The organism is Sphingomonas sp. F9_3S_D5_B_2 (assembly GCF_054263715.1).
The window spans coordinates 318,807-337,516 of record NZ_JBSZFB010000003.1; the positions used below are offsets into that span (position 1 = coordinate 318,807).

Genomic DNA, 18,710 nt, shown 5'->3' on the forward strand with positions numbered 1-18,710 from the left:
GCCGGTGGACAGCATCTGGATAAAGGGCGGAAACCGCCTCAACGGCGAAATCCCGATCAGTGGCGCGAAGAACGCGGCACTGACGCTCATGCCCTGCGCGCTTCTCACCGAGGAGAAGCTGACGCTACTCAACCTGCCGCGCCTCGCGGACGTGGACACGTTCGGGCACCTGCTCAACCAACTCGGCGTCTCAACGATGGTCGAAGGAGTCCGCAAGGGCGAGTTCGGTCGGCGCATGACGATGCGTGCCAGGGACATCGCGGGAACGGTCGCGCCCTATGACATGGTCCGCAAGATGCGCGCGTCCGTGCTCGTGCTCGGGCCGATGCTTGCGCGTGCGGGCGAAGCAACCGTCTCGCTTCCGGGCGGCTGCGCAATTGGCGACCGCCCCATCGACCTTCACCTGAAGGCGCTCGAAAGCATGGGCGCCGAGATCGAGCTCACCGCGGGCTACGTGAAAGCGAGCGCTCCGAAGGGTCGGCTTTCTGGCGGCGACTTCAGTTTCCCCGTGGTTTCGGTCGGCGCGACCGAGAACGCGCTGATGGCTGCTGTCCTCGCAAAGGGCCGCACGCAGCTGTTCAACGCGGCGCGCGAGCCGGAAATCGTCGACCTCTGCAACCTGCTGGTCGCCATGGGCGCGAAGATCGACGGCATTGGCTCGTCGCACCTTACCATCGACGGCGTCGAAGGACTTCACGGCTGCGAATATGAGGTCATGCCGGACCGCATCGAGGCGGGCAGCTATGCTTGCGCGGCTGGGATCACCGGCGGCTCCATCGACCTCATCGGAGCGCGCCCTGACGACATGCAGGCGACGCTCAATGCGCTGGCGCAAGCCGGCCTGATGATCGAGTTCCACAATCGCGGCATCAAGGTTAGCGCCGATGGAGGGCTGAAGCCCCTGGCGCTCTCCACCTCGCCATTTCCCGGCTTCGCGACCGACATGCAGGCGCAGTTCATGGCCATGCTGACGCTCGCCCAGGGCGACAGCTTCCTTGAGGAGACCATCTTCGAGAACCGTTACATGCACGTGCCCGAACTCCGCCGGATGGGCGCCAACGTCGATATCCACGGCCGCTCGGCGATTGTTCACGGCGTAGCCGGACTCACCGGTGCCAGCGTCATGGCGACGGACCTCCGCGCTTCGATGAGCCTGGTGCTCGCCGGGCTCGTTGCCGAAGGGGAGACGGAAGTGCTGCGCGTCTACCACCTCGATCGCGGCTACGAGCGGCTCGAGGAAAAGCTTTCCGCCGTCGGCGCCACCATCGAGCGCAGGAGCGCCGGCTGAAATCGGCGGAAGCGATGCACGACCGTCTCGAACGAGACGGCGTCGCCTTATCGCCGCGCTTGCTCTCGCCTGGCGAGATCGCGATCATCGAACAACTCGCGGGTCCGCCCCAGGGGGCGGGGAGACGGATCTGCGCAAATTCCGAACTCGACCGGTGGCTGAGGACGGGGCCAGTAGCCCAAGCCCTGCGAGCCGCGGTCGGCCCCAGCCTGCGGCCGGTTAGAGCCATTCTGTTCGACAAGAATCCGGACGCGAACTGGGGCGTCGGGTGGCATCAGGACCGCACGATCGCAGTTCGCGCGCGGGTCGACCTGCCGGGTTTCTCCAGCTGGACGACGAAGTCGGGAATTACGCATGTGGAGCCTCCCTTCTCCGTGATCGAAGGCATGCTGACGGCACGGATCCACCTCGATCCGGTGGTCGGTGAAAACGCTCCATTGCTGGTTGCTCCGGGTTCCCACCGCGAAGGGCGAATCGAAGAGCCGGGCATCCGTGCCGTCGTGCAGCGTTGCGGAAGGGTTGCGTGCCTCGCCGAACCCGGCGACGTCTGGCTGCAACGGTCAGCCATTCTGCATGCGTCCGAAAAGTCTCGCGGGTGCCGGTCGCGCAGGGTGTTGCAGGTCGATTTCTCCAATCGAGAGCTGCCGCGTCCGCTCGAGTGGCTTGGGGTCGGCTGAGCACGTTAGAGAGACTTACAAAAGCGGATGCTGGTCCGCTCGAAGTCCATGTGGTGGTAGAAGGCGTGGGCCTCCGCCAGCCGGTCATTGCTCGTGATCTCGACGAGCTTGCAGCCGACTTTGCGCAACCGCTCTTCCGCTGCCGCAACGAGCATCCGGCCGATGCCCTCGCCTCTTGCCTGCTGTTCGACCACGAGGATGGTGATCCGGCCGACCGGCGATTCGCGGTGCGGGGTGACCATTCGGTGCAATCCGCATAGCCCGACCACTTGCTTGTCGAGCGTGGCGACGAGCGGCGCGTCGCCGGATTTGCGAAGTGCCGCGAGATTTCGGCGGACAGCGTCGGCGCTAATGTCATGCTCCAGCAGTTTGATGAGGTCGACCAGGCGAGCGGCGTCCGAGGGCTTCGCTTCGCGAATTTTCGGGATGGGCTTTGCCTTCGGCGGCGTCTTCGGCGCCGGACGCTTTCGCTCCGGCGGTGCTGACGCTTTGCTCGACGTCCCGCCCTTCTTCCGCTTCGGCTCCGCGACACCAAGCGACGCGCCCCAGTCCTTCGCGTCCAGGCTGCGCAGGTAAGCTTCCACTTCCTCCGGCTTGGCTGTTGGTCCCCTGGCGTCCATGCCGAGGACTGCCTTGCCCGCGGGGTCCGTCAGTCCGACCTTGCCGAAGCGGCGTTTGCCCGGCGTTCGCACGCGCGATCGCACCAGCTTCAGGCCGCGATTGCGGGCGCTCTCGGCCAGCGCATCGAGCAGCGGGTCGCTCACAGTGTGTCGAGGACGTGAAGCACGAGACCGACGAGGCCGCCGACCAGCGTGCCGTTGATACGGATGTACTGAAGGTCGCGGCCGACGGCGGCTTCAAGCCGGGCAGTGACCGTTCTGGCATCCCACCCGCGAATGGTCTCGGACACGAGCTTGACGATGGAGCCGCCATAGCTCGATGCCATTCCGACCACGGCGCGCCGTGCGAAGCGGTTGATGGCGATGCGAATGCGGGTGTCGCGCTCGAGTGTCGTGCCCATCGACTTCAGGATTTCGCCCATCTTGCCGGCGAGCACCGCATCCGGGTTGCGAGCAGCGCGGATGATGCCTTCCCGACCCTTCTGCCAGAGGGTGTCGAGCCACATGCCGACGGAGCGGTTCTCCAGCAGCTGCTCCTTCATGGCATCGACCCGCTGCCGCGTTTCGGGCTTGGTCTGGAGGTCGTTGGCGAGCTGGGCCAGGGCTTCCTCGACTTTGACGCGGACCGGGTGCGCGGGGTCGGTGGACATCTCGGCTGTCAGCTTGCGCAATCCGTCGAGGATCGCGTCGGCGAGCTTCGAGTCGAGACCAGCGAGCTTCACGACCCAGTTCGCCCGCTTGTGAACCATCTCCCGAATCAAAGGCTCATTGGCCTCCAGGGCCCGGGCCATCCAGCGGATTGCTGCTTCCAGCATGGGCACGTGACGGTCCTCGTTGATCGCTGAGGCGAGCGCGTGGCCAAGGAGCGGCGAGACGTCCATCGCCCGCAGTCGCGAGGAGATCGCTGTCTTGACGATGCCGCCGAGCCGCTCGTCGTCGAGACTCTCGAATATGTCGGCAATCAGGCGTGAGGCGCCGGCGCGGATCCGAGTCCCCTCGCCAGCCGGGGTCTGGAGGAAGCGGCCCGTGGCGGCGGCGACGTCGATGTTTCGCATCCGCCGGGCGACCACCGAGGCGGTCAGGAAGTTTTCTCTCAGGAAGTTCGCAAGGGTCTCGCCGATGCGGTCCTTGTTGCGGGGGATGATTGCCGTGTGCGGGATGGGCAGGCCGAGCGGATGTCGGAACAGCGCGGTGACAGCGAACCAGTCGGCGAGGCCGCCGACCATCGCCGCTTCGGCAAACGATTTGACGTAAGCCAGCCACGGATACGCCGGTTCGAGTGCCCTTGCGGTCGCGAATACGGCGGCCATGACCAGCAGCAGCCCGGTGGCAACGGCCTTCATGCCCGCGGCCCCCGGTTGTGCAGGGTTGAATCGCGCCAACGCGCCGTTGCTCATGCGGGCCATTGCCGCTCAATAGCCGAGCAGCAGTTAGGGTTCACCCGCGCCGCTTCACTCCGCGGGTACCGGCTCGCCCGATCGGTGAGCGGCGTCGCCGACGAAGCGGTGGAACAGGCGTCCGATCCGACTTTCGAGCGAGATTGCGATCGAGAAGTAGGAGGGCACCAGCAGTAGCGTCAGCAGCGTCGAGAAAATCAGGCCGCCGATGACGGTGACGCCCATTGGGGCGCGCCAGCTCGCGTCGCCCGTCAGTGAGAGGGCGATCGGCAACATGCCGGCGACCATCGCCACGGTGGTCATGACGATCGGCTGGGCGCGCTTGTGCCCGGCTTCGTAGATGGCTTCGTTCTTGGCCATGCCGTGCTCCATCATTTCGACGGCGAAATCGACCAGCAGGATGGAGTTCTTGGCGACGATTCCGAACAGCATCAGCATCCCGATCAGGACCGGTAACGACAGCGGCTGACCGGCGATGTGAAGGCCGAGGGCAGCGCCGAGCGGGCAGAGCCACAGGGAGCCCATGTTCACGAAGGGCGAGAGGAAGCGGCGGTAGAGGAGCACCAGAACCGCGAACACCAAGCCGACGCCCGACAGCAGAGCGATGATGAAGTAGAAGATCATTTCCGACTGCCACTTCTGCGAGCCGAGGTTCAGCTCGTGAACGCCCTGCGGCAGGTTCTTTACCGTTTTGAGGCTGCGAATCTTCGGCCACACGTCACCGGTGGTGAGGCCGGGCGCGAGATCGGCACCGATCGCGATCCGCCGCTCCTGGTTCGTGCGCTGCACCGTGGTCGGGCCAGCGCCGAACGTGATCTCGGCCACGGACTTCAGCGGCACCGATCCGCCATCGGAGGTTGGCACCGGAAGGTTCTCCAGCGTCGCGATGTTGCGGCGCTCGCTCTGGTCGAGCGAGACGCTGATCGGCACCTGACGGTCGGACAGCGAGAACTTCGCACTGTTCTGCGCGATGTCCCCGATCGTCGCGATCCGGATCGTCTGGCTCAGTGCCGCGGTCGTCACGCCCAAGTTGGCGGCCAGATCGAAGTGCGGCTTGATGACGATTTCGGGCCGGGCGAGATCGCCCATCACCCGCGGAGCGCGGACCTGCGGCATCTTCTCCATCTCGGCCGAAATGGCGTTGGCTGCTGTGAACAGCTGCTCGGGGTCTTCTCCGCCCAGGAACAGCATGATGTCACGGCCGCCGCCGCCGGGGCCGCCGCCGCCCTGGCTGAGGAAGTTCACGCGCGCATCGGCGATGTTGGAAAGCGCCGGAGTGAGCGACCGTTCGAACTGCGTGCTGGTGACCTTGCGGTCTTTTCTAAGGACCAGGTTCACATAGCCGCTGCCGACGTAGATGCGCTCGAACGCGCTCTGGACGGTCGGGTCCTTGCGGACGATCCCGGCCACGTGGTCGACGACCGCCTCAGTCTCCTCAAGCGTGGACCCTGGCGGCAGGTTGACCTGGATGGTCGAGAAATCGACGTTCTGCGGCGGCTGGAAGCTCACCGGAAGTGTCATGATCAGGCCTGCCGTGACACCCAGCGCGAGGAAGCCAGCGAGGACCATGGCCATGCGGTGATCGAAGCGCAGGCTCTTCACCTTGCCCCAGAAGCCCGGGTGGCGTTCGGCGTAGTCGTGGGCCTTGCTGGTATCCAGCGACCAGTTGAGAACGCCCAGATAGGTGTCCATCGCCCGTCCCGAAGCGTGCGGCTGAATACCGTTCGAGCGCAGGAAATAGGCCGCGATCAGCGGGGTGATCATGCGGGCGACGAGCAAGCTCATCATCACTGCGATGACGACGGTGTAGCCGAACGCCTTGAAGAACTGGCCCGAGATGCCGGGCATCAGGGCGACCGGCAGGAACACCGCCACGATCGACATGGTGGTGGCCAAAACCGCCAGGCCGATCTCGTCGGCGGCATCGATGGCCGCCTGGTAGGCGGTCTTGCCCATCCGCATGTGCCTGACGATGTTCTCGATTTCCACGATCGCATCGTCGACGAGCACACCGGCAACAAGGCTCAGCGCCAGCAGCGACAGGCCGTTCAGGTTGATGCCCATCAGGCTCATGAACCAGAATGCCGGAATGGCCGACAGCGGGATCGCGAGCGCGGAGATCAGGGTCGCGCGGATATCCCGGAGGAACAGCAGGACGACGAGGACGGCGAGGACGGCGCCTTCGATCAGGCCCTCGATCGCGGACTTGTACTGCTCCTTGGTGTAGTCGACCTGGTTGGAAATCTCCGAGAAGTGGATGCGCGTATCCTCCTTCTCGATCTTGTGCATTTCCTTCCAGACGTCGTCGTACACCGACACGTCCGATGCGCCCTTGGCGCGCTGGACGTTGAAGCTGATCACCTCGCGGCCGTCGAGCTTGGCCAGTGTCCGCTGCTCGGAATAGCTGTCCTCGACGCGAGCAATATCCTGCAGCCGCACCATGCGGCCGCCGGGGAGCGAGATCTGCGTCTGCGCCAGGTCATGAGCGGTCTTGGCGTTGCCGAGCACGCGTACGGATTGCTCCGAACCCGCAATCTCGGCGCGGCCGCCTGCAGCGTTCAGATTGACCTGCCGGAGCTGCGCGTTGACGGCCGCCGCGGTCAATCCCTGCGACTGCAGTGCGGCGGGGTCGAGGATGACGCGGATTTCACGGTCGACGCCACCCTCGCGAGACACCGCGGCCACGCCGGAAACGCCGCGCAAGCGCTTCGCGACGTCATTGTCCACGTACCAGCTGAGCTGCTCGAGGCTCATGTCGGTCGTCTCGGCAGCGACGAACACGATCGGATCGCCGGCGATGTCGACGCGCTCGACCTGTGGCTCGAGGATGCCCTCGGGCAGGTCGCTGCGGATCTGCGCCATGGCGTTGCGGACGTCGTTGACCGCGCGATCGGTGTTGGTGCCGATCTGGAACTGGATGAAGGTGTTGCTGTAGCCTTCATTCACGGAGCTATCGATTTCATCGACTCCGGTCACGCCGCGGATCGCCGCCTCGACCTTCTGCGTGATCTGCTTTTCCATCTCCGCAGGAGCGGCGCCGGGCTGGCTGACGCCGACGGTCACGCCGGGAAAGTCGATGTCCGGATTGTTGGTGACGGTCATCCGGGCAAACGCGATCACGCCCGCCAGCAGCAACGCGATGAAGAAGACGAGCGGCGGAACCGGGTTGCGAATGCACCAGGACGAGATGTTGCGAAAGTTCATGTCAGCTCAGCTTCTGATGCGCGGAAGACGCCGCCGACGGCCTAGTGGGCCGCCGCCTGGCGCCTCGGGTTGACCTTCTGGCCGGGGTTCAGGAACGGACCGGCCGAAAGCACGACGGCCTCGTTGCCGGACAGACCGGAAGCGATGGACACTCCGTTGTCGTCGACAGCGCCGATCGTGACGTTCTTCCGCTCGACCTCGTTCTTGCCGTTGATGATGTAGACGTAATTGCCCTTTTCATCGCTGAGCACGGCGCTCTGCGGCAGCAGCGGTGCCGTCGTTTGGCCACCGGTGATGCGAGCTTCGGCGAAGCCGCCCGGCTTGATCGCCGGATCGTAGCCAACCGCGATCCGGACGAGGCCCAGGCGCGACTGCGGGTCGATGACCGGCGCGACCTGCCAGACGCTGCCCGAGAAGCTCCGCTCGGAGCCGACGGGAGTGACCGTTGCCGGCATCCCGACGTGCACGGCCATCAGGTCAGCTTGGGAGAGCTGCGCCTGCATTTCCATCTGCCCGCCCTCCGCGAGCCGGAACAGGGCCGGTGAGCCGGGGCTGACGATCTGCCCGACCTCGACGTTGCGGGCGAGGATCAGCCCTGCTGTCGGCGCCAGCACATTGAGCTGGCCGATCTGGGCACGAGTCGCGCCGAGCTGCGCCTGCGCAACCCGGACCTGGGCGTTCGCTGCATCGCGGCTTGCGCGCTTGGAGTCGATCTCGGCCTTCGAAACGAAGCCGCGCGACTGTAGCGAGATCGCGCGTTCGTAATCGGCCTGCGCCAGAGCTGCCTGCGCGCGAGCGGCCTGGATCTGCGCGGCGAGCTGTGCCGCCTGCTGCGTCTGGACCGAACGGTCGACGACGGCGAGCACCTGGCCCGCACGCACCCAGCTGCCGGCATCGACGAGTACTCGGATGACACGGCCACCCTGGCCGGCGATTCCGATTGGCTGGTCGCGGCGGGCACCGAGCGGCCCACTGGCGATGATGGCGCGGCCGAACTGGCTCTGGCCGGGGACGACGACGGTCACCGCCGGCATCTGACCGGCGGGCTTGCCGCCTGCCGGTAGCGCGGCGCTCTTAGAACCTCGCGTGGCCATGTACATGGCGCCAAGCGCAATCAGTATGATGAGGACGGCGGCGATGATGACCCATCGGCGGCGTCGGCTGCGGTCCTGCACGATCAACGTGTCGGACGCATGGATGGTGGTCTCGCGGTTCATCATTCCTTGCCCACTGTTTGCGCGAATCTGCCCAGCTCGTTATCCAAGCTGTATTACGCTAATAAGTCACCGCTCGCAACAGAGCCTTCGTCATCGGCGGAATACAGCAGTTTTCGACTAACGGCGGCACTTGCGCCGCAAGCGCGCGTTAGCACAGGTTGGCGGCGGGTTCGCCCAGTGGTTTGGGTTCACGAAAAAGGGGAAGCGCGGACATGGAGAGCTACGGGATCATCGGCTGGATCGTGATCGGGGGAATCGCCGGCGCAATCGCCAAGTTCCTCATGCCCGGGAAGGACCCGGGGGGCTGCATCGTTACAATCATTCTCGGCATCGTCGGCGCGCTGATCGCCGGCTGGATCGGTCACGCCGTCGGCTGGTACGGACAGAACGAAGGCGCCGGATTCATTGCGGCAATTGTCGGCGCGTTCGTCATCCTCCTGATCTATCGTCTGGTTTCGGGCCGCCGGCGCTAGCCGGAACGGCCGTTCAGGAAACAGCCATGGCGCGCGGGTGAGCCTGCGCGCCACATGGGGAACGAGGACGACCAATGATGAAGCATGCAATCATCGCGGCGCTGCTGTGCGCTGCGCCGCTGCCGACTGCCGCCGAAGCGCAGCAGGCCAACATCACACAGACCATCGCGGGCACGAGGCTTGATGTAAATGCGACCGGCGAGGCAACTCGGGTGCCTGATGTAGCGAACATCTCCGCTGGAGTTGTCAGCCGCTCGAGCACGGCGGGCGCGGCAATCCAGGAAGCGTCGGAGCGGATGGAGCGCGTCCGTTCGGCATTGCGGCGCGCCGGCGTCGCCGATCGCGACGTCCAGACAAGCAACATCAGCCTCAATGCGGAATATCGCTACCCGGAAAACCAGGCGCCGCAGCTCACCGGCTACACGGCGTCCAACCAGCTGACGGTGCGCTTCCGCGACATCCGGAACGCCGGGAAGATCCTCGATGCGCTGGTCGCCCAGGGGGCGAACCAGATTAATGGTCCCAACCTCACCATCGACAAACCCGAAGCTGCGCTCGACGAAGCCCGGGCCAGCGCCATGGCGATCGGCCGCAGTCGCGCCGAGCTCTATGCGCGTTCGCTCGGCATGCGCGTGGTGCGCCTCGTGTCGGTGTCGGAGAGTGGCGGCTACGCGGTTCCGCCGCCGCCGATGCCGGTCATGGCGATGGAGCGCGATTCCGCCGCCACGAAGATCGATCCCGGCATCCAAAAACTGCAGGTGAATTTGGGGATGGTGTTTGAACTTCAGTAAGATCGCGCACTTCGGGCACAAAAACGGCAGGCAGAAAAACGGCAGGCAGAAAAACGGCAGGCACAAAAAAGGCCGCGCGCCCAAGGGCTACGCGGCCTTTTCGTTGCCGGATCGGTCGCCTTAGCGGACCGTGCCCCGGCGGATGAGGTTAACGATCGCAAGCAGGACCACTGCGCCAAGCAGCGAGTAGAGGAAGCTCTGAATCGTAATCCCGTGGTTGAGGTCCGCGCCGCCGCCGAGCAGGAAACCTGCAATCGCAGCACCGACGATGCCCACGACGATGTTCAGGATGATGCCCTGTTGTCCGTCCGTGCGCATGATCATGCTTGCAAGCCAGCCGCAAATGCCGCCGACGATCAGCCAAATGATGATTCCCATCAGCTTTCCCTCCTGTTGAGTGGCCACCTGAGTTCACTGGGTGGCCTGTCCGGCATCAAGACGCGCGATGCGCCCTTGTTGTTCCGGATTCGCAAGGGTCTGTCTAGCGCGATGGGCAGTTGGAAGTGCCGCGAACGAGCGCGAAAGCTTGATAGATGTTGCTGCGCAACGACTTCCGCGCGGCGCTTTTGCGCGATCAATAGCGCTGCTGGCGCTCGTACTGGTCGCGATATTGCTTGATGCGGGTAACGCGAAGGCCGGGCATGCCGCTGCGGTCGACCGCGCGCTGCCAGCTCGTGAACTCCTCGAGGCTCAAGCAATAACGCTTGCAGGCATCGTCGACGCTGAGCAGGCCACCGGCGACAGCTGCCACGACCTCCGCCTTGCGGCGGACGACCCAGCGGGTGGTACCCGCGGGCGGCAACGAGTCGAGCGTCAGCGGCTCGCCGAGCGGACCGATGACCTGTGCTGGCCGAATCTTCTGGTTCTCAAGCATTCGTTCCAACCCTGCTTAATCATTGCCGATGCGAGGTTCTTAAGTCCCCGCCTTTGAAAAGTTTCTGAAGCGTGCTGGTTAATTGCGCGCTCAATCCGCCTTACGTCCCCTTAACTTTGTTGCCGTCGCGGCAAACGCACCGCCAAGCCGCTGCGCGGCCCGTCGCCAGCCTTCGCCACCGGACAGGCAGCAGGTGATAGCCTCCTGCCGATCGCGATCACTCGCGTCGCCGGCCTCCGGGAGCAGCAAGAACAGCTCGCCTTTTCCAAGCTCGCGACGCGCCGCAGCACGAATGTCGGGCTCGTGACGTGCCAATCCTCGCTCCCCCTGGTCACCGAACAGCCTCTAACTAGATTGGAGGAGTGAAGTTCGGGTAAAGACGGCGCCGATGTCCTTCAGCTTCGATCTCGCACGCCCGGCACGGGAGGCAAGAATCGTCGTCGCCATGTCCGGCGGCGTCGACAGCTCCGTCACGGCTGCACTTGCGGCCGAGACCCGCGCCGAGGTCATCGGAGTCACGCTTCAGCTCTACGACTACGGCGAGGCGGCCCGGCGCTCAGGCGCCTGCTGCGCGGGGCAGGACATCTATGACGCAAAGGCCGTCGCGGACCGGCTCGGCATCGCCCATTACGTCCTCGATTACGAAAGCCGCTTCCGCGAAGGGGTGATTGACCGCTTCGTCGACGAATATGCGAGCGGCCGAACGCCGATCCCCTGCGCGCTGTGCAATCAGGGCGTGAAGTTTACCGACCTCATCGCCTTCGCTCGCGAACTCGGCGCCGACTGCCTGGCGACCGGCCACTACGTGCGCCGGATCGTCAACGACCGCGGGGCCGAGCTGCATAAAGGCGCCGATCCGCGCCGCGACCAGAGCTACTTCCTGTACGGCACGACGCGCGACCAGCTGGAGTTCCTGCGCTTTCCGCTCGGAGACCTGCCCAAGAGCGAGGTCCGCGACATCGCTGCCCGGATCGGGCTGGAAGTCGCCGGCAAGCCGGACAGCCAGGACATCTGTTTCGTCCCCGACGGCGATTATGCCGAGCTCGTGAAGCGGCTGCGGCCGGACACCGGCGCAAGTGGCGAGATCGTCGACCTCGGCGGCCGGGTCCTTGGGCAGCACGCCGGCGTCGTCCATTTCACCATCGGCCAGCGCCGCGGCATCGAGATTGGCGGCCAGAAGGAGCCGCTTTACGTCGTCCGCATCGATTCGGAGAAGCGACGTGTCGTCGTCGGTCCTCGGCGCGCGCTCGCGGTCGAGGCGATCCGCGTTACCGACTGGAACTGGCTTGCCGAGGAGCAGCGTGAAGTCAGCGTGAAGGTGCGCTCTCTCGCGCCGCCCGTCGCGGCCTTCCGCGCCGGGGACTGGCTGCGCTTCCTCAATCCTGAATTCGGCGTCGCGCCCGGTCAGGCGGCCGTCGCCTACGAGGGCACCCGGCTGCTCGGCGGCGGGTGGATTGCGGAGACCGTCGCAGCAGACGCGGTGGCGAATGCCGCCGCCGCATAGCGCGGGCATCCTGCTGTTCCGAAGGCAGTCGGATCAGCTCGAAGTGCTGCTCGTGAAGCCAGGCGGACCGTTCTGGAAGAACAAGGACGCAGGGGCCTGGATGATTCCCAAGGGCGGCATCGAGGCCGGCGAGACACCGATCCAGGCCGCGCTTCGGGAATTCGAGGAAGAGACCGGCAAGCGAGTGCAGGTGGAGCCTTTCCCCCTCGCCAAGGTCCGCCAGGCTGGCGGGAAATGGGTCGAGGCTTTCGCCGTTGAAGGCGATCTCGACCCGGCAGCGCTCACGTCCACTGAATTCGAGATGGAATGGCCGCCGCGCTCCGGCAAGCGCCAGCACTTTCCTGAAGTACAGGAAGCCGAGTGGATGACGATGGCACAGGCGCGGCGCTTGATGCTGCCGAGCCAGCTTCCGCTGCTCGATGCGCTCGAGGCGCGGCTTCGCGGCTAAAGCTGGAACCGGCCGACGATGACGGTCCGGCATTGGCCGCCGAGCACGACGCGACCGCCTTCCAGGCGGCAATCGAGAACACCGGTGCGGGCACTTGCCTGCAATGCCGTGAAACTGCTGCGGCCAAGACGCCGGGCCCAGAAGGGCACCAAAGCGGCGTGCGCGGAGCCGGTCACGGGGTCCTCGTCGATCCCGAGGTAGGGCACGAACACGCGGCTGGCGATCGCTTCGGTCCATCCGCAGGCAGTGACCACCGCCATGCGCGGCACTTTGGCGAGGGCGGCGAAGTCCGGCGCAACAGCGCGCACCGCAGCCTCATCCTCGACCTCGACGATCGCGGCGTCGTTGCAGCCTTCAGCCAGCCAGACCGGCTGGTCGGGCAGGCCAAGCGCTGCGCACATCTCCGGCTCCCGAGTCTCCGCCATGGTCGCAGCGGGAAGGTCGAGCTCGAGGAGGCCCTCCCTTCGGGTGACCACGAGAATGCCGGAGCGGGTGGAGAAGCGCACCGGCTGGCCAGTGACGAGTATGTGTCCAGCGGCGATCGTCGCGTGACCGCACAGGTCCACCTCGGCTGCCGGCGTGAACCAGCGCAGGTCATAATCGGCATCCTCGCGTTCGGATGGGACGGTGAACGCCGTTTCGCTAAGGTTATTCTCGGCGGCGATCGCCTGCATGCTCGCATCGTCGAGCCAGTGGTCCAGCGGCATCACCGCGGCCGGGTTGCCGGTGAGCGGCGCGGGCGCAAACGCGTCGACCTGGAAGAAAGGGATGCTCGTCATCTCGCGGCCTCGGTGATGTCGGACGGAAGGAGCGTCTCGCGGTCGGTCTGACCTTCCGGATCGACGTGAATCAGGATTTCGGTGTCGGGAAAACGCTGCTGCAGCGCTTCTTCCGCGCGATCGAGGCGGTCGTGTGCTTCCTGGACCGTCCAGTGCGCCGGAACCCAGACGTGGAACTGCGCAAAATAGTGGGTGCCGCTGCTTCGGGTGCGAAGGTCGTGAAGCCCCGACAGCTCTGGAAAATCCCTGGTTGCTGCAAGAAAGCGGTCGCGCAAGTCGTCGGGCCATTCTCTATCCATCAGCTGGTCGAGCGAATGGCTGGATGCACGCCAGGCACCGACAGCGAGCCAGAGCGCGATGAGCACGCCAAAAACCGCGTCGGCGCCGCGCAAACCCCCGAATTGGTCGAGCCCCAGTGCAACGATGACCGAGCCGTTCAGCAGGAGGTCCGACGAATAGTGCAGCCGGTCCGTACCGATCGCGAGCGAGCCGGTTTGCCGGATCACGTGTCGCTGGAACGCGATCAGCGCGATCGTCAGCAGCATGGCCACGATCGAGACGCCAATTCCGAGATCTCCATTGGCCGTGGCTGCGCCGACGACGAGACGCTGCACAGCGTGATACCCAATGAAGATTGCGGACAAAGTGATGAGGATGACCTGCACCAATGCGGCAAGCGCTTCTGCCTTGCCGTGCCCGAACCGGTGCTCGAAGTCGGCCGGCTGCGCGGCGATGCGTACCCCGAGCAGGACGACGAGGCTGGCGACCAGATCGAGCACGCTGTCGGCAAGGGATCCCAGCATCGCCATCGATGAGGTCGCGAGTGCCGCGTAGGACTTAAGCGCGATGAGCGTCACGGCCATGGAGGTGCTCGCGGCGGCCGCCTGCGAGGTCAGCCTCGAACGATCGGCAGAGCTCGCGCGCGCCTCGCTCACGGGTAGAGCAACCCTTCGGCCCACGTGCCGCCCGAGCGCGTGAACAGCCGCCGCTCGTGCAGGCGGTAGGGCCGGTCGGACCAGAACTCGATGCGTTCGGGGACGACGCGATAGCCGCCCCAGTGCGGCGGCCGGGGCACTGGGGCGCCGTCGAAGCGGTGTTTCACCTCCTCGAACTTCCGTTCGAAGGTGCTGCGGTCATCGAGCGGAGCGGACTGGTCCGATGCCCATGCGCCAAGCTGCGAGTCCCGTGACCGGCTGGCAAAATAAGCGTCAGATTGTTCGTTGCTGACTTGCTCGACGCCGCCTTCCACCCGCACCTGTCGCCGAAGCGACTTCCAGTGAAAGAGTAGCGCCGCCCTGGGATTGTTTTCGAGCTGCTGGGCCTTGGCGCTGTGCCGATTGGTGTAGAAGACGAAGCCTTCCGGTCCGTGGTCCTTCAACAGGACCATTCTGACACTTGGGTTGCCGGCCGCATCCGCCGTTGCCAGCGCCATCGCCTCTGGGTCGTTCGGCTCGCTCTCGCGCGCTTCGGCTAGCCAATCGCCGAACAGGTGGAGCGGATCGCTGGTCATGGGGGTTCGGCCTTAGTCTTGGCCCCGCCGCCACGGCAACCCATCTGGTCAGGCAAGGATCGTTACGGCATGGGAGGACTATGGCACTCGACCTCTATCAACGCCTCGGCCTGCAACGCGGCGCGAACGAGGCGGAAATCAAGAAGGCGTACCGAAGCCTCGCCAAGCAGCTCCATCCCGACCGCAACAAGGACAATCCCAAGGCGGCGGAGCGCTTCGCGCAGGTAACGGCGGCGTACGACATGCTGTCCGACAAGGATAAGCGCGCCCGCTACGACCGCGGCGAGATCGACGAAGAGGGCAATCCGAAGATGCCCTTCGGCGGCGGCTTCGGCGGCTATTCGCCGGGCTCGGGCGGCGGCGGACCGCACCCGGGGGCAGGCGCGGGGTTCGAGAACATGAACTTCGGGGGCGGCGAGGCTGGCGACCTCGGCGATATCTTCGAAGGCCTGTTCGGCGGCGCCGGCGCAGCTCGCGGGCGGAGCGGCCCGGGCGGTTTCGGTGGATTCCGCCAGCGCGGCCGCGCGCCGCAAAAGGGCCCGGACATTTCTTACCGATTGAAGGTGCCGTTTCTCGACGCCGTAAACCTCTCGCCGCAGCGGATCAGGCTGGCGGACGGCAAGACAATCGACCTCAAGCTGCCGCCAGGTCTCGAGGAGGGTACCAAGATCCGCCTCGGCGGCAAGGGCGAAGAGGGGCCTGCGGGCCGGGGGGACGCCCTGGTCACCCTCGAGATCGGCACGCATCCGTTCTTCACCCGGGAGGGCAACAACATCCGGCTCACGCTGCCGGTCAGCCTCAAGGAGGCGGTTCTCGGCGCCAAGGTGAAAGTGCCGACAGCGGAAGGACCGGTCATGCTTACGGTCCCGAAGGGAACCACGTCCGGCAAGGTGTTGCGCCTGAAGGGCCGCGGCTTCTCGGCCAAGGACGGAACGCGCGGCGACCAGCTGGTCACGATCGCAGTCGACGTGCCCGCCAACGACGCGGAACTGCAGGCCTTCGCCGAGCGATGGGACGGCGGGGGCAACCCGCGCGCCGCTCTCGGAGTTTAGGGCTGCTGCCAAGCGCTCCTGAATGAAAGACCTGTCATCCCAATCGCCCGAAGCGAGGCGCAAACGCCTCGCCAGCCTGCGGGCGGCGTTCGGCGCCGACGTCGAGGAGAAGCTCAAGCCGCGCGTGACCGCGTGGGAGATCGTCAAGCGCATCGCTGTCGGCGTCTATGCCGACGGGTTCATCCACGCGGGGAACCTGGCTTACCTGTCGATCGTCGCGCTGTTCCCGTTCTTCATCGTCGCGGCGGCCGTCGCCCACCTGTTCGGCCAGGGGCAGGATGCCCAGCTTGCGGTCATCAACGTGTTGCGGCGGTTGCCGCCGGACGTTGCAACGACTCTGCGCGAGCCCATCCAGGAAGTGCTAACGGTCCGCACGGGCAGCCTGTTGTGGTTCGGCGCAATCGTCGGATTGTGGACCGCGGCGAGCTTCGTCGAGACCATCCGCGATATCCTGAGGCGCGCCTACGGCGTGAAGTTCTGCTCGCCATTCTGGGAGTACAGGCTGGGGTCGATCCTGCTGATCCTTGCCGCGGTCCTCCTCCTGATGCTCGCCTTTGCGGCAAGCGCGGCACTGACTCTGTTCCAGCATTTCCTGATCACCTGGTTCCCCTTCGCGGAGGGGCTGGGCACCACGCTCGGCCTGTCGCGGCTGGTGCCGGCCGCTACGCTGTTCTTTACCTTCTACGTCCTGTTCTTCGCACTGACCCCGTCTCGCTACCGCAGGCGCGGCTGTCGCAAATGGCCTGGCGCGCTGTTCATCACCGCCTGGTGGCTGGCAACGGTCGAGATCCTGCCGAGCACGCTTGGCCTCGCCGGCGGCTACACGCGCACCTACGGCAGCCTTGCAGGCGTGATGATCGCGCTGATTTTCTTCTTCGTGGTCGGGCTTGGCGTAGTGATAGGAGCAGAGTTGAACGCGGCGCTGGCGGAAGCCGGCGCCACCGCGCTAAAGGGCGAGGTCTACAACGGGCCGTATCAGGACGAGCTCGAAGTCGAGGAGCCCCAGCCGGGCGAAGACGTGCAAGCGGAGCTGGAGACAGGGGGACCGCAACTTTGACTGAAGTGACTGGCCGTTTGATGGAAGGAAAGCGCGGGCTCATCATGGGCCTCGCGAACGATCGCTCGCTTGCGTGGGGGATCGCCCGCGCGCTCGGGCAGCAGGGGGCGGAGCTTGCTTTCTCCTACCAGGGCGAAGCGCTCGAGAAGCGCGTGCGGCCATTGGCGGCGGAGCTCGGGTCCGACATGCTGGTAGACTGCGACGTGTCCGACATGCGCGCCCTCGACCGCGCGTTCGATGGCCTGAAGGAACGCTGGCAGACGCTTGACTTCGTCGTCCACGCGATCGGCTATTCGGACAAGAACGAGCTCCGCGGCAAGTTCGTCGATACGTCGATGGACAACTTCCTGATGACCATGAACATCTCGGTCTACAGCTTCGTCGCCGTCGCCCAGCGCGCTCGGCGGCTGATGAGCGGCGGCGGCTCGCTCCTGACCCTGACCTATTACGGCGCCGAGAAGGTCATTCCCCATTACAACGTGATGGGCGTCGCCAAGGCCGGGCTCGAAGCGAGCGTCAAATACCTTGCCATGGACCTCGGTCCCGAAGGCATTCGCGTCAACGGCATCTCGGCCGGGCCGATCCGCACCCTTGCGGCAAGCGGTATCGGCGACTTCCGCTACATCATGAAGTGGAACGAATATAACGCGCCGCTGAGACGGAACGTGACCATCGAGGATGTCGGCGGGGCGGGCCTGTACCTGCTGTCCGACCTCGCCAGCGGGGTTACCGGCGAGATCCACCACGTCGATGCCGGCTACAATGTGGTCGGCATGAAGGCCGAGGACGCGCCGGACATCGCGACGGTCTGATGCTGGGCGGGCTCGCGCTGCTACTCGCCGCGCAGGCTGCCGGCCCGCTCATTCCCAACGATCTCGCGGCGCAGGTCGCAAGTTACGACCGTGCCCAGCTTGACGGCAACTGCCCCGACCTGGAGCGGCTGCTCGCCGACGACTACCTGCTCGTCAACAGCAGTGGCCACACCGAAAACAAGGCGCAGCTGATCGCCGACTACACGGCTGCCGGGTTCGACTTGAAGACGCTGGTGATCGAACAGCCGATCGCGAGAGTCTGGGCCGGTGGCGCAGTCATGGGCGGCATCGGCACGCTTCGCGGCGTCGACGGCGCCAAGCCATTCGAAGCGCGGCTGCGGTTCGCCGATGTGTGGGCCAAGCGCGACGGCCGCTGGCAGGTCATCTACACCCACGCCGAGAGAGCGCCTCCGGCAACGTCATCCTCCACTCCGACCCTGCGGCTAATCGATCCGGCAGCCCTGACGTCCATAATGACCTTCGCGCCGCCCGAGCCGAGGCTGCACATGGCGTCGGGAGGCGAGATCTGGTGGCGGGCGGATGTCGACCTGCCCGCCACGATGAAGCTTAATCAGGTGATCATCGCGGGTTATGCGCCGGTCACGCTCAAAATGGCGGACGGCACCTGCTTCAAGGTCGAATTTACCGGTCCCCAGCCCAAGATGGATGAGGCGGTCGTCTCCAAGTCCGAGTGCCCTGCACCGCCTGGGCGAACTGCGGCCGCTGCCGGCCCGCCGCCGCGAAGCGGCGTGCGATACATGGGTAAGGCATGGGATCTCGACATCTGGAACGATCCGGCCAGGTCGGAAACCCTCCTCACGCAGGTGAGGGAAGGGCGCAGCCGTACCGTCCTGACCACGCGGATGCGCGTGCTGGCGGTGGGCGCAATGGGGTCGCCGGACACGCCGATGACGGAGGTGACGCTCGCCGGCTACGTTGGTCGCCAGCTCACGCTTGCTACGGTAATGCTCTACATCCCGTGAGGTCGACCGCGCCTTGCCGCCACC

At 65.6% G+C, this 18,710-nt stretch carries 19 protein-coding genes; 10 read left to right on the top strand and 9 right to left on the bottom strand.

Translation table 11 applies throughout. The annotated features are described in order from the left end of the window. The first annotated feature begins 4 nt into the window (after positions 1 to 4). Entirely contained in the window at positions 5 to 1,288 is a 1,284-nt protein-coding gene (murA, locus tag ACUXST_RS10265; protein WP_458389877.1) for a UDP-N-acetylglucosamine 1-carboxyvinyltransferase, read from the top strand. 14 nt (positions 1,289 to 1,302) lie between these two features. Continuing rightward, on the top strand, positions 1,303 to 1,965 hold the full coding sequence (locus ACUXST_RS10270) for a phytanoyl-CoA dioxygenase family protein (protein WP_458389878.1): 663 nt from the start codon (positions 1,303 to 1,305) through the stop codon (positions 1,963 to 1,965). Between the two features lie 5 nt (positions 1,966 to 1,970). On the opposite strand, the gene ACUXST_RS10275 is transcribed toward ACUXST_RS10270, so the two are convergent. The 4 genes from ACUXST_RS10275 to ACUXST_RS10290 form a co-directional block, all read right to left on the bottom strand. Further along, entirely contained in the window at positions 1,971 to 2,729 is a 759-nt protein-coding gene (locus ACUXST_RS10275; protein ID WP_458389879.1) for a GNAT family N-acetyltransferase, read from the bottom strand. Beyond that, positions 2,726 to 3,928: a DUF445 domain-containing protein gene (locus ACUXST_RS10280; RefSeq protein WP_458389880.1), complete on the bottom strand. Its 1,203-nt coding sequence runs from the start codon at positions 3,926 to 3,928 to the stop codon at positions 2,726 to 2,728. Before ACUXST_RS10280 ends, ACUXST_RS10275 begins: the two co-directional genes overlap by 4 nt. Before the next feature lie 108 nt (positions 3,929 to 4,036). Continuing rightward, positions 4,037 to 7,186 carry an efflux RND transporter permease subunit gene (locus tag ACUXST_RS10285; protein WP_458389881.1) on the bottom strand — a complete coding sequence of 1,050 codons (3,150 nt, stop codon included), beginning with the start codon at positions 7,184 to 7,186 and terminating at the stop codon, positions 4,037 to 4,039. Between the two features lie 41 nt (positions 7,187 to 7,227). Beyond that, positions 7,228 to 8,403, bottom strand: coding sequence for an efflux RND transporter periplasmic adaptor subunit (locus ACUXST_RS10290; RefSeq protein ID WP_458389882.1), 1,176 nt, complete (start codon positions 8,401 to 8,403; stop codon positions 7,228 to 7,230). Positions 8,404 to 8,615: 212 nt separating this feature from the next. Here ACUXST_RS10290 and ACUXST_RS10295 point away from each other — a divergent pair, with 212 nt between their 5' ends. Beyond that, positions 8,616 to 8,876 (top strand): GlsB/YeaQ/YmgE family stress response membrane protein, encoded by a 261-nt coding sequence (locus tag ACUXST_RS10295; RefSeq protein WP_458389883.1) that lies wholly within the window; start codon positions 8,616 to 8,618, stop codon positions 8,874 to 8,876. Between the two features lie 74 nt (positions 8,877 to 8,950). Further along, positions 8,951 to 9,667, top strand: a complete 717-nt coding sequence (locus tag ACUXST_RS10300) for an SIMPL domain-containing protein (protein WP_458389884.1) — start codon at positions 8,951 to 8,953, stop codon at positions 9,665 to 9,667. Between the two features lie 120 nt (positions 9,668 to 9,787). Here the strand turns inward: ACUXST_RS10300 and ACUXST_RS10305 are convergent, their stop codons facing one another. Further along, positions 9,788 to 10,045: a GlsB/YeaQ/YmgE family stress response membrane protein gene (locus ACUXST_RS10305; RefSeq protein ID WP_458389885.1), complete on the bottom strand. Its 258-nt coding sequence runs from the start codon at positions 10,043 to 10,045 to the stop codon at positions 9,788 to 9,790. A 196-nt stretch (positions 10,046 to 10,241) separates the two neighbouring features. Beyond that, entirely contained in the window at positions 10,242 to 10,541 is a 300-nt protein-coding gene (gene sciP, locus ACUXST_RS10310) for a CtrA inhibitor SciP (protein WP_458389886.1), read from the bottom strand. Between the two features lie 388 nt (positions 10,542 to 10,929). On the opposite strand from sciP, the gene mnmA reads away from it, so the two are divergent. Then, on the top strand, positions 10,930 to 12,045 hold the full coding sequence (gene mnmA / locus ACUXST_RS10315) for a tRNA 2-thiouridine(34) synthase MnmA (protein ID WP_458389887.1): 1,116 nt from the start codon (positions 10,930 to 10,932) through the stop codon (positions 12,043 to 12,045). Continuing rightward, positions 12,029 to 12,493, top strand: a complete 465-nt coding sequence (locus ACUXST_RS10320; RefSeq protein ID WP_458389888.1) for an NUDIX domain-containing protein — start codon at positions 12,029 to 12,031, stop codon at positions 12,491 to 12,493. The genes mnmA and ACUXST_RS10320 overlap by 17 nt, the downstream gene beginning before the upstream one ends. Here the strand turns inward: ACUXST_RS10320 and ACUXST_RS10325 are convergent. From ACUXST_RS10325 to pdxH, 3 genes are all read right to left on the bottom strand, one after another. Next, entirely contained in the window at positions 12,490 to 13,272 is a 783-nt protein-coding gene (locus ACUXST_RS10325; protein ID WP_458389889.1) for a PhzF family phenazine biosynthesis protein, read from the bottom strand. The genes ACUXST_RS10320 and ACUXST_RS10325 overlap by 4 nt on opposite strands. Next, positions 13,269 to 14,135: a cation diffusion facilitator family transporter gene (locus tag ACUXST_RS10330; RefSeq protein WP_458390048.1), complete on the bottom strand. Its 867-nt coding sequence runs from the start codon at positions 14,133 to 14,135 to the stop codon at positions 13,269 to 13,271. Before ACUXST_RS10330 ends, ACUXST_RS10325 begins: the two co-directional genes overlap by 4 nt. A gap of 68 nt (positions 14,136 to 14,203) precedes the next feature. Then, entirely contained in the window at positions 14,204 to 14,782 is a 579-nt protein-coding gene (gene pdxH / locus ACUXST_RS10335) for a pyridoxamine 5'-phosphate oxidase (RefSeq protein ID WP_458389890.1), read from the bottom strand. An 80-nt stretch (positions 14,783 to 14,862) separates the two neighbouring features. Here pdxH and ACUXST_RS10340 point away from each other — a divergent pair, with 80 nt between their 5' ends. The 4 genes from ACUXST_RS10340 to ACUXST_RS10355 are packed head-to-tail and all read left to right on the top strand — an operon-like array spanning position 14,863 to position 18,686. After that, complete coding sequence (locus ACUXST_RS10340) at positions 14,863 to 15,834, top strand: DnaJ C-terminal domain-containing protein (RefSeq protein ID WP_458389891.1); 972 nt, start codon at positions 14,863 to 14,865, stop codon at positions 15,832 to 15,834. 22 nt (positions 15,835 to 15,856) lie between these two features. Further along, the gene (locus tag ACUXST_RS10345; protein WP_458389892.1) at positions 15,857 to 16,891 is read left to right on the top strand and encodes a YihY/virulence factor BrkB family protein; all 1,035 of its coding nucleotides are present in this window, start codon (positions 15,857 to 15,859) and stop codon (positions 16,889 to 16,891) included. A 20-nt stretch (positions 16,892 to 16,911) separates the two neighbouring features. Then, complete coding sequence (gene fabI, locus ACUXST_RS10350; protein ID WP_458390049.1) at positions 16,912 to 17,703, top strand: enoyl-ACP reductase FabI; 792 nt, start codon at positions 16,912 to 16,914, stop codon at positions 17,701 to 17,703. Beyond that, positions 17,703 to 18,686, top strand: coding sequence for a nuclear transport factor 2 family protein (locus tag ACUXST_RS10355; RefSeq protein WP_458389893.1), 984 nt, complete (start codon positions 17,703 to 17,705; stop codon positions 18,684 to 18,686). Before fabI ends, ACUXST_RS10355 begins: the two co-directional genes overlap by 1 nt. Positions 18,687 to 18,710: the final 24 nt, after the last annotated feature.

What these genes read in the sequence shown, in the direction of transcription:
- ACUXST_RS10270 (WP_458389878.1), top strand. Translation starts at nt 1,303, where the DNA reads ATGCACGACCGTCTCGAACGAGACGGCGTCGCCTTATCGCCGCGCTTG.
- ACUXST_RS10280 (WP_458389880.1), bottom strand. Translation starts at nt 3,928, where the DNA reads ATGAAGGCCGTTGCCACCGGGCTGCTGCTGGTCATGGCCGCCGTATTC.
- ACUXST_RS10285 (WP_458389881.1), bottom strand. Translation starts at nt 7,186, where the DNA reads ATGAACTTTCGCAACATCTCGTCCTGGTGCATTCGCAACCCGGTTCCG.
- ACUXST_RS10290 (WP_458389882.1), bottom strand. Translation starts at nt 8,403, where the DNA reads ATGAACCGCGAGACCACCATCCATGCGTCCGACACGTTGATCGTGCAG.
- ACUXST_RS10295 (WP_458389883.1), top strand. Translation starts at nt 8,616, where the DNA reads ATGGAGAGCTACGGGATCATCGGCTGGATCGTGATCGGGGGAATCGCC.
- ACUXST_RS10300 (WP_458389884.1), top strand. Translation starts at nt 8,951, where the DNA reads ATGATGAAGCATGCAATCATCGCGGCGCTGCTGTGCGCTGCGCCGCTG.
- ACUXST_RS10305 (WP_458389885.1), bottom strand. Translation starts at nt 10,045, where the DNA reads ATGGGAATCATCATTTGGCTGATCGTCGGCGGCATTTGCGGCTGGCTT.
- sciP (WP_458389886.1), bottom strand. Translation starts at nt 10,541, where the DNA reads ATGCTTGAGAACCAGAAGATTCGGCCAGCACAGGTCATCGGTCCGCTC.
- mnmA (WP_458389887.1), top strand. Translation starts at nt 10,930, where the DNA reads ATGTCCTTCAGCTTCGATCTCGCACGCCCGGCACGGGAGGCAAGAATC.
- ACUXST_RS10320 (WP_458389888.1), top strand. Translation starts at nt 12,029, where the DNA reads ATGCCGCCGCCGCATAGCGCGGGCATCCTGCTGTTCCGAAGGCAGTCG.
- ACUXST_RS10325 (WP_458389889.1), bottom strand. Translation starts at nt 13,272, where the DNA reads ATGACGAGCATCCCTTTCTTCCAGGTCGACGCGTTTGCGCCCGCGCCG.
- ACUXST_RS10330 (WP_458390048.1), bottom strand. Translation starts at nt 14,135, where the DNA reads ATGGCCGTGACGCTCATCGCGCTTAAGTCCTACGCGGCACTCGCGACC.
- pdxH (WP_458389890.1), bottom strand. Translation starts at nt 14,782, where the DNA reads ATGACCAGCGATCCGCTCCACCTGTTCGGCGATTGGCTAGCCGAAGCG.
- ACUXST_RS10340 (WP_458389891.1), top strand. Translation starts at nt 14,863, where the DNA reads ATGGCACTCGACCTCTATCAACGCCTCGGCCTGCAACGCGGCGCGAAC.
- ACUXST_RS10345 (WP_458389892.1), top strand. Translation starts at nt 15,857, where the DNA reads ATGAAAGACCTGTCATCCCAATCGCCCGAAGCGAGGCGCAAACGCCTC.
- fabI (WP_458390049.1), top strand. Translation starts at nt 16,912, where the DNA reads ATGGAAGGAAAGCGCGGGCTCATCATGGGCCTCGCGAACGATCGCTCG.
- ACUXST_RS10355 (WP_458389893.1), top strand. Translation starts at nt 17,703, where the DNA reads ATGCTGGGCGGGCTCGCGCTGCTACTCGCCGCGCAGGCTGCCGGCCCG.